We start from the raw sequence: 11,761 nt of genomic DNA, 5'->3' as shown, positions 1-11,761 counted from the left end.
CGGCGATGTGAACCGAGCCGTCAGCCCCAGTGCTGCTTGGCCGGGCGGATGAGGCGGTCCTTGAGCACACGGGTGTGGCGGCGGGCCACCGGCAATTGGTGTCCACCTACGGAGACGACGTAGCCGGAACCGGTCAGGCGCAGTTCGGTGACCAGGTCCAGGCGTACCAGGTAGGAGCGGTGGATGCGCAGGAAACCGGCGTCGGTCCAGCGCTCCTCCAACTGGGTCAGCGACACGCGCACCAGATGCGAGCCGTCGGTGGTGTGCAGGCGGGCGTAGTCGCCCTGCGCCTCCACCCAGCACACCGACGAGCGGGGCAGCAAGCGCACCACGCCGCCGAGCTCGACCGGGATCATCGGGTCCCCGCCCGCGGGGGCGGCCTCGGGTGGCGCCGCGGGCCGGTCCTCGACGGCGGCGCGCTCGGACAGCACCCGGCGCAGCGATTCGGCGATGCGCTCGGCGCGCACCGGCTTGCGCACGTAGTCGACCACGCCCAGGTCGAAGGCGTCGGCGGCCCGGTCGTCGTACGCGGTGACGAAGACGACGGCGGGGGAGCGGGCGAAGCGCTGCAGGACCCGGGCCAGGTCCATGCCGTCCAGGCCGGGCATACGGATGTCCAGGAACGCCACGTCGACGTCGTTCTCGTGCAGCACCCGCAGGGCTTCGGCGGCGTCGGCGGCGCTGTGCACGTACTCGACGCGGGGGTCGTTGCGCAGCAGGTAGAGCAGCTCGTCGAGGGCCGGGGGCTCGTCGTCGACGGCCAGCACCCGCAGGCGCGGCGGCGTCGCGGGCCGGCCGGTCATGCCCGCCTCCCGTCGCGCCCGGCAGCGGGACGGCCGCCCGTGGCCGGCTCGCTCATCACAGCGCCGCCGCGGAACTTGGGGATGCGCAGGCTGACCCGGGTGCCGGCCTGCGGGGCGGTCTCGACGACCAGGCCGTACGCGTCGCCGAACACCGCGCGCAGCCGGTCGTCGACGTTGCCCAGGCCGACGTGCTGGCCGCCGTCGCCGTCGGCGGTGCCGTCGCCGTCGAGCAGCACCGCCGGGTCCATGCCCACGCCGTCGTCCTCCACGATGATCTCGCAGTCCGCGCCCGCGTCGGCGGCGATGATCCGGATCGTGCCCACCCCGGGCTTGGGGTGCAGCCCGTGCCGGACCGCGTTCTCCACCAGCGGCTGCAGGCACAGGAACGGCACCTCCACCGGCAGCACCTCGGGCGCGACCCGCAGCCGCACCTGGAGGCGCTCGCCGAAGCGGGCCCGTTCGATGGTCAGGTAGCGGTCGATCGAGCGCAGTTCCTCGGCCAGGGTGGTGAACTCGCCGTGCGCGCGGAAGGAGTACCGGGTGAACTCGGCGAACTCCAGGATCAGCTCGCGGGCGCGCTCGGGGTCGGTGCGGACGAACGACGCGATCGCGGTCAGGGCGTTGTAGACGAAGTGCGGGCTGATCTGCGCGCGCAGCGCCCGCACCTCGGCGCGGGCGGACCGGGCCCGCTCCTCCTGCAGTTCGGCCAGTTCCAGTTGCAGCCCGGCCCAGTGCGCGGTTTCGAGGACCACGCGGACCAGGCCGGGCGTGGGCCGCGCCTCGGTGACGGCGATCAGCGCCGCACCCGTACCCCCGTCGGGTTTGGAGACCGGGGCGGCGACCGCACCGCGCACCGGGCAGTCCAGGCGCACGCACGTCAGCTCCTGCGGCCGCAGCAGTACCGGCCGCCCGCTGGACAGGGCCCGCTGCGCCGCGGCCAGCAGCGCCTCGCGGTGGTGGCCGCCAGCGCCGTCGTGGGCCAGGAAACCGCTGCCGTCGGCCAGGGCCAGCCCGGCCGCGCCGACCAGGGTGCGCAGGTGCCGCAGCGCGGCGGCCGCCGTCTCGTCGCGCAGGCCCTGCCGCAGGGGTTCGCTGGCCAGCGTCGCCAGGTGCAGCACCTGGTACGTGGCGCGCTCCTCCGGGGTGACGACCCTGCGCCGCCCGCGCATCATCACCACCGCGGTCGCGGCGATGACGGCCGCCACGGCGGCGGCGCCCAGCGCTGGGTACATGGCAGCGATCGTGCCACGCCCCGCCCCTGTGCTCCACCCCGCTGCCGCCGTGGTGCCCTGAACACGCCCGGTTCCGATCAACACCGTCGATGCCGAGAATGTCGGGATGACCTTCACCCTCGGCATCTTCGAGTTGTTCACGTATGCGGTTCCGGGCGCGATGCAGTTGGGGGTGTTCCTGTACCTGGCCCTGCGGCTCGATCTCGTCCAGCCCACGGATCTGGCCGCCGTGCCGGGGCTGCTGCTGGCCGTGGCGCTGGCGGTGGCGAGTTACCTGCTCGGCTATCTGACCTACACGGTGGGCATCCTGGTGGACAAGGCGTACACCAAGCGGAAGGACGGCATGGACGCCTGGGCGGCCGTCGCGGCGGACGCTGCGCAGGTCGGCGACCGTCGGGTGCCGCGGATGAATCCGAGCCTGCTGCTGGCCGGGGTCGAGTTGCGCGACCGGGAGGTCGCCCAGGAGGTGGGCCGATTCCGCGCCACCGGGCTGATGCTGCGCGGCGCGGTGGTGCCGAGTTTCCTGGGCATGCTGGTCGCCCTGGGCGAAGCCGTGACCGGGCCGCACCATTGGCTCGGCGGCGCGGTGGCCGTCCTGCTGGGCGGTGCGGTGCTCGCCTTCGCCCGACACGGTCAGGAACTGCGGTTCTGGGCCAACACGAAGACGTACCAGCTCGCGTACTGGCTGGAACTGCCCGCCGGCGAGCCGGAAACCGCCGCCCCCGCGCAGGACGCCGCCGTGCGGGAGTGATCGCGCACCGCCGGGCAGCCCGACGCCGTTGTGGCAGCAGCGGCCGATCCCCGCGAAACCAGGCTGCGGCGCAGCTCACGTCGGTGCGACGATCTGCCGATGACAGTGGCAAGCGGGGTACGCATCGGGTGGGCGGACGTGCCGGAGCACGTCCGGGCGCAAGTGGAGGCGATCCTGGGCGACCGGGTCGTGGCGGCGGTGACGCAGCAGGGCGGCTTCTCGCCGGGCACCGCCGACCGCGTCCGCACCGCGGGCGGCCGTCGCGCCTTCGTGAAGGCCGTCAGCACCGCGCAGAACGAGCGCTCGGTCGAGTTGCACCGCCGCGAGGCGCTGATCACGGCGGCGCTGCCGCCGAACGTGCCGGCGCCGAGGCTGCTCGGCTGCGTCGACGACGGCGACTGGGTCGCGCTCGTGCTGCAGGACGTGGAGGGCAGGCACCCGGTGACGCCGTGGGCGGCCGCCGAACTCGACGCCGTGCTCGCCACCTTGGGCGCGCTCGCGGTGGGCCTGACGCCGTGTCCGATGCCGGACCTGCCGACGGTGGCCGCCTCGCTCGGCGAGGACCTGTCCGGTTGGGAGCGCCTGGCCGCCGATCCGCCGGACGACCTCGACCCGTGGGCGGCCGCGCGGCTGCCCGAGCTGGTCGAGCTGGGGGCCGCGGGAGTGGCGGCCCTGGACGGTGACACCGTCGCGCACACCGACATCCGCGCCGATAACCTGCTGATCGGCCCGGACGGCACGGTTACCGTGGTCGACTGGCCGTGGGCCTGTGTCGGCCCGGCCTGGCTCGACAGCATGATGATCATGGTGAACGTGAACCTGTTCGGTGGCCACGATGTGGACGCGCTGGTCGCCGCGTACACCGCCCCGCTGGGCGCGCGCCCGGCCGAGGTGACCGGTGTGCTGGCCGGGATGACCGGCTACTTCCTCGACGCCTGCCGCCGTCCCGCGCCGCCCGGACTGCCTACGGTGCGCGCGTTCCAGCGCGCCCAGGGCGACGCCTCACTGCGCTGGCTACGCGCGCGCCTCTCCACCCACCGCTGACCACCCTCCCCCAACGCCCCCCGTCGCCATCCTGCGACTTCACGTCGCCAGGGTTATGAAGGTGCCCTTCCTCTACTCATGGCGTTAAGAAGGTGCCCTTCCTTCGGGTACGATCCTGCGGCTGTGAATGCCTACGCGCTGTTCGCGATCGCGACCGTCACCGTGGCGACGGTCGCCATCGGCGCGTGGGGGATACGGCTGGTGCGGGGCACGTCGGATCTGCTCGTGGCGTCGCGCATGGTGAGCCCTACGCAGAACGCGGCGGCGATCGGCGGGGAGTACCTGTCGGCGGCGAGCTTCCTCGGTGTCGCCGGGCTGATCCTGGCGTACGGGGCGCAGATGCTCTGGTATCCGGTCGGGTTCGCGGCCGGGTACCTGGCGCTGCTGCTGTTCGTGGCCGCGCCGCTGCGGCGGTCGGGGGCGTTCACGCTGCCGGACTTCTGCGAGGCGCGGCTGGCCTCGCCCCGGCTGCGGCGGCTGGCGACGGCGTTCGTGCTGTTCATCGGGTGGTTCTACCTGCTGCCGCAGCTGCAGGGCGCGGGGCTCACGTTCCGGATCGTGACCGGTGCGCCGAGCTGGGTCGGGGTGGTGCTGGTCGGCGCGGTGGTCACCGGCAACGTGGCGTTCGGCGGGATGCGCTCGGCGACGTATGTGCAGGCGTTCCAGTACTGGCTGAAGCTGACCGCGATCGCGGTGCCCGCGTTCTTCCTGCTGGCCCGGTGGAACGACGACGGGCGGCCGGCGATCCCGGTCGACGACGCGTGGCTGGCCCCGTCCGGCGGCATGGTCGCCACGTACTCGCTGATCCTGGCGACGTTCCTGGGCACCATGGGGCTGCCGCACGTGCTGGCCCGGTTCTACACCAACCCCGACGGCGGCTCCGCCCGGCGCACCACCACGATCGTGCTCGGCCTGGTCGGGCTGTTCTACCTGTTCCCGACCGTGTACGGGGTGCTCGGCAGGGTCTACACGCCCGAGCTGGCCACCGGGCGCAACGACACCGTCGTGCTGCTGCTTCCGGCGGCCGCGCTCGGGCCGGGTCTGGCTGCCGACGCGCTCGGCGCGCTGGTCGCGGCGGGCGCGTTCGCCGCGTTCCTGTCCACCTCGAACGGGCTGCTCACCAGCGTCGCCGGGGTGCTCGCCAACGACGTGCTCGGCCGGGGGCGGCTGGCCGTCTGGGGGCCGCTGCCGCTGTTCCGGGCGGCGGCGCTGTTCGCGGGCGCGGTGCCGATGGGCCTGGCGCTGGCCGTGCACGGGCTGAACGTGTCGCAGGTGGTCGGGCTGGCGTTCGCCGTGGCCGCGTCGAGTTTCTGCCCGATGCTGGTGCTGGGCATCTGGTGGCGGGGGCTGACCGCGGCGGGTGCGGCCGCGGGCATCCTGGCCGGGGGCGGCAGCGCGGTCGTGGCCGTACTGTGGACGATCTTCCTGCCGCCCGCGCCGGGCCTGGCCGCGGACCTGCTGGCGCAGCCCGCCGCGTGGACGGTGCCGCTGGCGTTCGCGGTGATGGTGTCGGTGTCGCTGGCGACCCGGCGGCGGGTGCCCGGGGCGGTCGGCGCGATGCTGCTGCGCCTGCACGCGCCGGAGACCCTGCACACCCCGCAGACGCAGCGCGAATCCGAAACATCGCGGTTGTAGCGTGGCTGCCGTGGGTGATCGGGTACGGGTCGACCTCGCCGCGCACCGCCGCGTCCGGCCGCGCCCCGGGGCGCACGACGAGCTGGTCGAGCAGACCCCGATGGGTGACGCGCTGGTGCGGGAACTGATGCGGGTGCAGCTCGGCCTCGCGCTGCGGCTGGCCGCGGTCGTCGCGGTCGCGCTCGGCGGCCTGCCGCTGCTGTTCAGCCTGTGGCCCGCCGGCACCCACGTCTCCGTGGCCGGGATGCCGCTGCCCTGGCTGCTGCTGGGCGTCGTGTCGTTCCCGTTCCTGGCCGGGGCCGGCCTGGTCTACACCCGGCTCGCCGAACGCAACGAGGCCGACTTCGCCGCGCTCGTCGGCCGCCCGGTCGATCGTGCCACCGGCTCCGAGCTGTCGTCGCCGTGACATCGAAAGATCTAGACGCGCTGACTCACCGCCGCTAGTGTGACCTTTCTGACCTCTCAGAAGGGGCCTCGGCTGTGGACAACGACGTGGCAGCCCGCAGTTATGTGTGGCGTGCGCTGGACCAGTTCGCCGGTTACTCAGACGCCGAGGCCATCCGTGCCCCCGGCCGCACCCTGACCTATCAGGAGCTGCGCACCGCCGTGCTGACCATGGCGAACGCCCTGCACGAGCAGGGGGTGCACGCGGGCACGTCGGTGGCGATCCTGGTCGGCAACCCGCACGAGGCGATCTTCCTGCAGCTGGGTCTGCATCTGCTGGGCTGCCGTTCGGTGTGGATGATCCCGTCGGCGCCGCACCGGCACCGGGTCGAGTTCCTGCGCCTGGCCGAGGCGGACGTGTTCGTCTACGACGCCCGCACCCACGACCAGCTCGGCCGCGAGCTGCTGGCCGAGGTGCCGCACCTGTCGGTGCTGTGCTTCGGCGGCGGCGGGCTCGGGCCCGACCTGCTCGCCCGCCCGCTGTCCGACGAGCCGCCGATCGGCCGGGACGGCCCGGACGCCGAGCCGCACTCGCTGTTCCAGACCGGCGGCACGACCGGCACACCGAAGCTGGTGCTGCACCGGCACTCGTTCTTCCGGACCCTGATGCTGTTCTCCGACCATTGGACCGCCTCCGGCGGGCACCACCTGCGCCACCTCGCCGTGTCGGCGTTCTGGCACGTCAGCGCGCAGGTGCCGGTGCTGATGACGCTGTTCACCGGCGGCACCCTGGTCATGCACGACCGGTACGACACGCAGCCGTTCCTCGACGCGATCACCCAGGACCGGATCACCAGCATCCTGCTTCCGCCGCCGCTGCTCTACCAGCTGCTCGACGACCCGCGCCTGGCCGACACCGACACCAGCACCCTGCAGATGATCTCGTGTGGCGGCAGCGCCGCCGCGCCCGCCCGGCTCGCCCAGGCTGTCGAGCGCTTCGGGCCGGTCCTGCGCCCGGTGTACGGCATGACCGAGGCGCCCTTCATCACCGCCCAGCCCAACCTCACCGTCGACCCGGCGCACCCGGAACGGCTCGGCTCCTGCGGCCTGCCGTTCGGCGACATGCGCGTGGAGATCCGCGCCGCCGACGGCAGTGTCCTGCCCGCCGGGGAGACCGGCGAGGTGTGGATCAGCGGCAGCCTGATGATGGACGGCTACTTCGGCGAACCCGGACTGACCGCGCAGACCCTGTCCGGCGGCTGGCTGCGCACCGGTGACGTCGGCCGCCTCGACGCCGACGGCTACCTGTTCCTGGTCGACCGCCTCAAAGACATGATCATCACGGGGTACGGGTCCACGAACATCTACACCCGCCCCGTCGAGGACGCGCTCGTCGCGCACCCGCAGGTCCGCGCGGCGGCCGTCATCGGCGTGCCGGCCGACGACACCGGCGAGGCCGTGCACGCGTACGCCGTCGTCGAACCCGGCTCCGGCGTCACCCCCGGCGAGGTGCGTGACTTCGTCATCGGCGAGCTCAACGAGATGTGGGCGCCACGCACCGTCGAATTCGTCGACAGCCTGCCGCTGACCGCCATGGGCAAGATCGACAAGAAGGAGCTGCGGGCCCGTTACCTGGCCACGGCCCCGGCGACGGCGTGACCGCCGAGGCCGTCCCGCGCCGCCGCGGCGGCCTCGTCGGCGTCCTGCTCGCCGAGACGATCTCCCAGGTCGGCACGAAGATGACCTTCGTGGCGCTGCCGTGGCTCGTGCTCGTCGAGACCGGCAGCCCCACCATGATGGGCCTGGTCGCCGCCGCCGAGATGGTCCCGTACGTGGCCGTCGGCGTGCTCGGCGCGCCGTGGATCGACCGGCTCGGCGCGTGGCGGGTCACCGTCGACGCCGACCTGCTCAGCGCCGTCGCGCTGATGGGCCTCGTGCTCGGCTACCGCGACCTCGGGTTCGCGGCGCTGCTGGTGCTGGTCGCCGTCGCGGGCGGGCTGCGCGGGCTCAGCGACCGGGCGCGGGCCGTGTTGCTGCGGCCGATGATCGAGCAGGCGGGGGCGGAGACGACCCGGATCACCGGCCTGTACGACGGCATCGGCCGGTTGACCACGCTGATCGGGGCACCGGTCGGCGGGCTGCTCATCGCGTGGACGGACCCGCTGACCGTGATGGGCCTGGACGCGGCCACGTTCGCGGCGTCCGGGCTGATCGTCGCGGCACTGGTGCGGATGCCGCCGCCGGTGGCCGCTGCGGACGAACCCGGCCCGCGGGAGCCGTACCTGGAGTCGCTGCGCGGCGGGTTCGGCTACCTCAGGCACGACCGGCTGATCCTGGGCGTGCTGGTGATGCTTTTCGTCAGCAACCTGGCCACGCAGGCGCACCAGGTGGTGTTCGTGCCGCTGTGGGTCAGCCAGCGACTGGGCACACCGGCCGGGCTGGGTGTGGTGTTCGGGTCGTTCGCCCTCGGGGCCGTGGTCGGCAACATCGCGTTCACCGCCATGGCCAAGCGGCTGCCCCGCTACCTGACGCTGACGGCGGGATACCTGGTCGGCGGCGCGCCGCGGATGCTGGTGCTGGCGTTCGCCGACGAACTGCCCGTGGTGGTGACGGTGCTGTTCCTGTCGGGCGTCGGGCTGGCGGCGGTGAACCCGATCATCGGGGCGGTGCTGTACCAGCGGGTCCCGGTGGCCTACCAGGCGCGGGTGTTCGGGCTGGCGGCGGCGTTCGCGTACGCCGGACTGCCGGTCGGGAGCCTGGTCGGCGGGTGGCTCGCGCAGGGGGCGGGGCTGACCGCCGGCTTGGTGGTGTGCGGGCTGGTGCTGCTGGCCGCGACGTTGAGCCCGGTGTTCGGGTATCGGACGTGGAAGCAGCTCGACGACACCAGCACCGCGTTCGATGTGCCGGAGACGGTGCCGCCGTTGACGGTGACGCTGGCATACGCCGACGGGACCTGGCGGGTCCTGGCGACCCGAGGGCGGACGGAGCTGGCCGCGCCGCGCGAACTCGACACGGCCACGGCGCTGCGTACCGTGGGCGCGCTGGAGGTCCCCGAGGCGTACGCCGCCGCGGAGCGCATCGTCGCCGGCGAGCGCGAGCAGGCCAAGGCGGAAACCGACCGGCTGCGGGCACTGCTCGCCGACGCGCAGGCGAGACTCGCCAGGCTGGACGTCGGGTATCCGGCCCCCGAACTCACTGCGCCCGGTGAGCCACGACCTCCCCAGCGCTGATCTGGGGCGGGTTCGGCAGCAGTGACGCCAGGTTGTCCTTCACCCAGTCGGCCGCCATCCGGTTCGACTCGTCCGCGCCGTCCCGGCTCGCGAAGACGCTCGTCGAGACCATCACGCCGTTTCCGGCGTCGACCCAGTAGTAGGCGAGCAGACCCGGAACGGCGCTGATGATCGGGACGAACCCCTCCGCCACGCGTCGTGCCGCCTCACGGGGGTCGGTCACTCCTTCGTAACGACGTACGGTCGCATACATATGAACCTCCCTCCTGAGTTCGATTCTGGCATGGTGCGATCCCGGATTCTGGTGCATAGACGCTTGTCAGATCGTGGCTGCCTGGCGTTTCTGCAGGTCAATGGGTTGCGTCGCATCGCCTCGCGCCGCGGTGCGCCAGCCGTTCCGGGCCGATCGGCAGCGCCCACGACGGTGGTGAAAGGATCTCGGGGTGGGTCCGGCTCCCCATCGGACCACTGACGACGAAGGAGTTGCCATGCCGGTTTCCGCCGACCTCGCCAAGCTGCTGGACAAGGAGTACCAGGACAAGCCCCTGGAGGAGATCGTCAACGCGCCGGTCGCCGCGCTCGCGGGTGTGAGCGAGCGTGCCGCCGCCGCGATCAAGGACGCCCTGGGCGTCAAGACGATCGGCGAGCTGGGCCGCAGCCCGTACTTCCGCGCTGCCCGGGCCATCGTCGACCTGACCGACGCCAAGTAGTCGCGTCGCGGGCCGGCCGCCGGTGACGGTGGCCGGCCCACGCCTACCCCCGGGCCTTTCGCGACTGTGGCAGGATGCGCGGGACCCAGGGGAGGGGCCATGCTCAACCGTTTGACCGAGGAGGCGCGCCAGGCGCTGGTGATGGCGCAGCAGGCGGCACGCGGCCTGCGCTACGACAGCCTCGACAGCGGCACACTGCTCCTCGGCCTGCTCACCGACCACGCCGACGCCGCGATCCGGGCGCTGGCGCAGCAGGGCATCACCTTCGAGGCGGTACGCGGCGAGCTGCAGTCCCGCCGTCCGCCGGACCATCCCGCCGAACGTAAGGGCGCGGTGCCCTACACCGCCGATGCGAAGGCGTTGCTCGACGCCGCCTTCGGGCACTCTCATCGGCTCAAGCACGAGGGCGTGCTGCGCACCGGGCACCTCGTGCTGGCGATGACCCGCCGGCCGGAATGCGCGGCGGCGCAGATCATGCGGGCTCTGGGCGCCGACTTCGCCGTGATCGAACTGGCGGTGACCGCGAACCACGTGCCATCGCTTCCCGAGCCTGACCTGGAGCTCTCGGACGAATTCCGGGCGATGCTCGTCCATCAGGCCGGCCTCGCCTGGCCGAGGCCACGGATCCACCTGCTGTCGGGCCTCATCACCATGCTCTGGTATCTGGGCACCCTGGCGCTGCTCGTCGCGGCGAGCCCTCCGTGGCTCGGCCCGGAACTCGTCATCGGTCTGACCGCCGTCATCCTGTTGCCGGTCTTGCTGGTGCATGCCATCCGCCTGCGGTGGGCGCGCCGCTCGATGCCCGCAGGCGTAGGCGTGGTGCCGTGCCCGCCGGAGCTGACCGCGCTGGTGGCGACCTGGGGCATCACCGACTTCGCGATCTGGCTTCGCGACGACTACCGCCTCGACGACCACGCGATCCGCATAGGCTCCTGGGCGCGCATCGGCGTCTCGCGCGAGGTCTTCCACCGGCCCGCCGAATCCGGCTACGTGATCGCGCACGAGCTCGCCCACCTGCTGCGCCACGACCCGGCCCGGGGCGCGGCCGCCCGCTGGCTGGAGCGCAGCCTCATCCTGCCCGCCGTCCTCGCCTTCACGCCGTGGATCTGGGGCGTCGCCGCCGCGAGCATCCTCCTGCACCGGGTGGTGAACAACTGGACGGCCGAACTCGGCAGCGACCACATCGCGGTGACGCTCCACGGTCATGGGCAGATGGCGTCGTGGGTGAAACGTACCTTCACGTCGACCGCCTGGCCGTCGACCACCCACCCGCCCTATGCCTGGCGGCTGTGGCTGGCCCGGCGAAGCCGCGGCACGGTGTACGGACCGAGGCCCGACCTCCTCGAACCGTGACCATGGTGATCACTACTCGTGGCGTCAAGGCGGCGACACCGGTCTGACGATCATGATCCTGCCGTGGCGGCGGAAGCGGGGTGCGCGGTACTCCACGACCGTCTGCGCGCCCAGCTCGACGACGGCGCTCGCCTCGGCCTGGCCGAACGGCTCGCCGTTTCTGCGGACCACCCGTACCTCGACCCGGTGCGGACCTGCGGCGACGGCCACGGTGTGAGTGCCCCAGCTCTGGACGAGCTGGTCCACCCCGTCGACGCACAACCGCGGCGTGCTCGTCCGGTACACCCGAGTGAGGTGCGGGTGGGCCAGCGTCACTCGCAGCGTTCCCTGCCCGATCGACACGATCACTCCCCTCCGGCACCATTGTCTCCTCGACCGGCCGATCGCGGGCCCGATCGCCGCCGTCGCCGGGCGAGCGGCGGGAGACGGCGGCGTCACGCGCCCAGGATGCGCGCCTTCTGGGCCTCGTACTCCGCGTCGCTCAACGCGCCGGCCTGCTTGAGCCGGTGCGGCTTCTCCAGCAGGACCACTGGATCCTCGGGAGTGGTCCGGCCCACCGGGGCACGCCCCCGCACCTCTTCGCCCACTCTCTTCGCCAACCAAGGGGGCGTCACCGCAG

At 72.7% G+C, this 11,761-nt stretch carries 13 protein-coding genes; 8 read left to right on the top strand and 5 right to left on the bottom strand.

The window, feature by feature from the left end:
* Positions 1 to 20 precede the first annotated feature (20 nt).
* A complete protein-coding gene (locus AB0B66_RS26385) occupies positions 21 to 803 on the bottom strand; it encodes a LytTR family DNA-binding domain-containing protein (RefSeq protein WP_360534910.1) in 783 nt (260 codons plus the stop codon).
* Complete coding sequence (locus AB0B66_RS26380; protein WP_360534908.1) at positions 800 to 2,035, bottom strand: histidine kinase; 1,236 nt, start codon at positions 2,033 to 2,035, stop codon at positions 800 to 802. Before AB0B66_RS26380 ends, AB0B66_RS26385 begins: the two co-directional genes overlap by 4 nt.
* 106 nt (positions 2,036 to 2,141) lie before the next feature.
* Between AB0B66_RS26380 and AB0B66_RS26375 the strand changes: the two genes are divergently transcribed.
* The 6 genes from AB0B66_RS26375 (at position 2,142) to AB0B66_RS26350 (ending at position 9,079) form a co-directional block, all read left to right on the top strand.
* Positions 2,142 to 2,786 carry a hypothetical protein gene (locus tag AB0B66_RS26375; protein WP_360534906.1) on the top strand — a complete coding sequence of 215 codons (645 nt, stop codon included), beginning with the start codon at positions 2,142 to 2,144 and terminating at the stop codon, positions 2,784 to 2,786.
* Between the two features lie 99 nt (positions 2,787 to 2,885).
* On the top strand, positions 2,886 to 3,830 hold the full coding sequence (locus AB0B66_RS26370; protein WP_360534904.1) for an aminoglycoside phosphotransferase family protein: 945 nt from the start codon (positions 2,886 to 2,888) through the stop codon (positions 3,828 to 3,830).
* A 123-nt stretch (positions 3,831 to 3,953) separates the two neighbouring features.
* Positions 3,954 to 5,465, top strand: a complete 1,512-nt coding sequence (locus AB0B66_RS26365; protein ID WP_360534902.1) for a cation acetate symporter — start codon at positions 3,954 to 3,956, stop codon at positions 5,463 to 5,465.
* A 10-nt stretch (positions 5,466 to 5,475) separates the two neighbouring features.
* Entirely contained in the window at positions 5,476 to 5,871 is a 396-nt protein-coding gene (locus AB0B66_RS26360; protein ID WP_360534900.1) for a hypothetical protein, read from the top strand.
* A 74-nt stretch (positions 5,872 to 5,945) separates the two neighbouring features.
* The gene (locus tag AB0B66_RS26355) at positions 5,946 to 7,508 is read left to right on the top strand and encodes an AMP-binding protein (RefSeq protein ID WP_360534898.1); all 1,563 of its coding nucleotides are present in this window, start codon (positions 5,946 to 5,948) and stop codon (positions 7,506 to 7,508) included.
* A complete protein-coding gene (locus tag AB0B66_RS26350) occupies positions 7,505 to 9,079 on the top strand; it encodes an MFS transporter (protein ID WP_360534896.1) in 1,575 nt (524 codons plus the stop codon). The genes AB0B66_RS26355 and AB0B66_RS26350 overlap by 4 nt, the downstream gene beginning before the upstream one ends.
* Here the strand turns inward: AB0B66_RS26350 and AB0B66_RS26345 are convergent.
* Positions 9,042 to 9,272, bottom strand: coding sequence for a hypothetical protein (locus tag AB0B66_RS26345; protein WP_360534894.1), 231 nt, complete (start codon positions 9,270 to 9,272; stop codon positions 9,042 to 9,044). The two genes, AB0B66_RS26350 and AB0B66_RS26345, sit on opposite strands and share 38 nt — an antisense overlap.
* Positions 9,273 to 9,567: 295 nt before the next feature.
* Here AB0B66_RS26345 and AB0B66_RS26340 point away from each other — a divergent pair, with 295 nt between their 5' ends.
* Together AB0B66_RS26340 and AB0B66_RS26335 are read left to right on the top strand one after the other, a co-directional pair.
* A complete protein-coding gene (locus AB0B66_RS26340; protein ID WP_360534892.1) occupies positions 9,568 to 9,789 on the top strand; it encodes a hypothetical protein in 222 nt (73 codons plus the stop codon).
* 99 nt (positions 9,790 to 9,888) lie between these two features.
* Positions 9,889 to 11,142, top strand: a complete 1,254-nt coding sequence (locus AB0B66_RS26335) for a Clp protease N-terminal domain-containing protein (protein ID WP_360534890.1) — start codon at positions 9,889 to 9,891, stop codon at positions 11,140 to 11,142.
* A 24-nt stretch (positions 11,143 to 11,166) separates the two neighbouring features.
* Here the strand turns inward: AB0B66_RS26335 and AB0B66_RS26330 are convergent, their stop codons facing one another.
* Both AB0B66_RS26330 and AB0B66_RS26325 read right to left on the bottom strand, forming a co-directional pair.
* The gene (locus AB0B66_RS26330; RefSeq protein WP_360534888.1) at positions 11,167 to 11,484 is read right to left on the bottom strand and encodes a hypothetical protein; all 318 of its coding nucleotides are present in this window, start codon (positions 11,482 to 11,484) and stop codon (positions 11,167 to 11,169) included.
* A 92-nt stretch (positions 11,485 to 11,576) separates the two neighbouring features.
* Positions 11,577 to 11,729: an SHOCT domain-containing protein gene (locus tag AB0B66_RS26325; RefSeq protein ID WP_360534886.1), complete on the bottom strand. Its 153-nt coding sequence runs from the start codon at positions 11,727 to 11,729 to the stop codon at positions 11,577 to 11,579.
* Positions 11,730 to 11,761 lie beyond the last annotated feature (32 nt).

The sequence above is a fragment of the Catellatospora sp. NPDC049111 genome (assembly GCF_040648615.1).
Lineage (GTDB): Bacteria > Actinomycetota > Actinomycetes > Mycobacteriales > Micromonosporaceae > Catellatospora > Catellatospora aurea.
This window is presented reverse-complemented; position numbering and strand designations above follow the sequence as displayed.

Excerpts from the sequence above, each read along its gene's own strand:
- AB0B66_RS26385 (WP_360534910.1), bottom strand. The coding sequence starts at position 803 with ATGACCGGCCGGCCCGCGACGCCGCCGCGCCTGCGGGTGCTGGCCGTC.
- AB0B66_RS26380 (WP_360534908.1), bottom strand. The coding sequence starts at position 2,035 with ATGTACCCAGCGCTGGGCGCCGCCGCCGTGGCGGCCGTCATCGCCGCG.
- AB0B66_RS26375 (WP_360534906.1), top strand. The coding sequence starts at position 2,142 with ATGACCTTCACCCTCGGCATCTTCGAGTTGTTCACGTATGCGGTTCCG.
- AB0B66_RS26370 (WP_360534904.1), top strand. The coding sequence starts at position 2,886 with ATGACAGTGGCAAGCGGGGTACGCATCGGGTGGGCGGACGTGCCGGAG.
- AB0B66_RS26340 (WP_360534892.1), top strand. The coding sequence starts at position 9,568 with ATGCCGGTTTCCGCCGACCTCGCCAAGCTGCTGGACAAGGAGTACCAG.
- AB0B66_RS26335 (WP_360534890.1), top strand. The coding sequence starts at position 9,889 with ATGCTCAACCGTTTGACCGAGGAGGCGCGCCAGGCGCTGGTGATGGCG.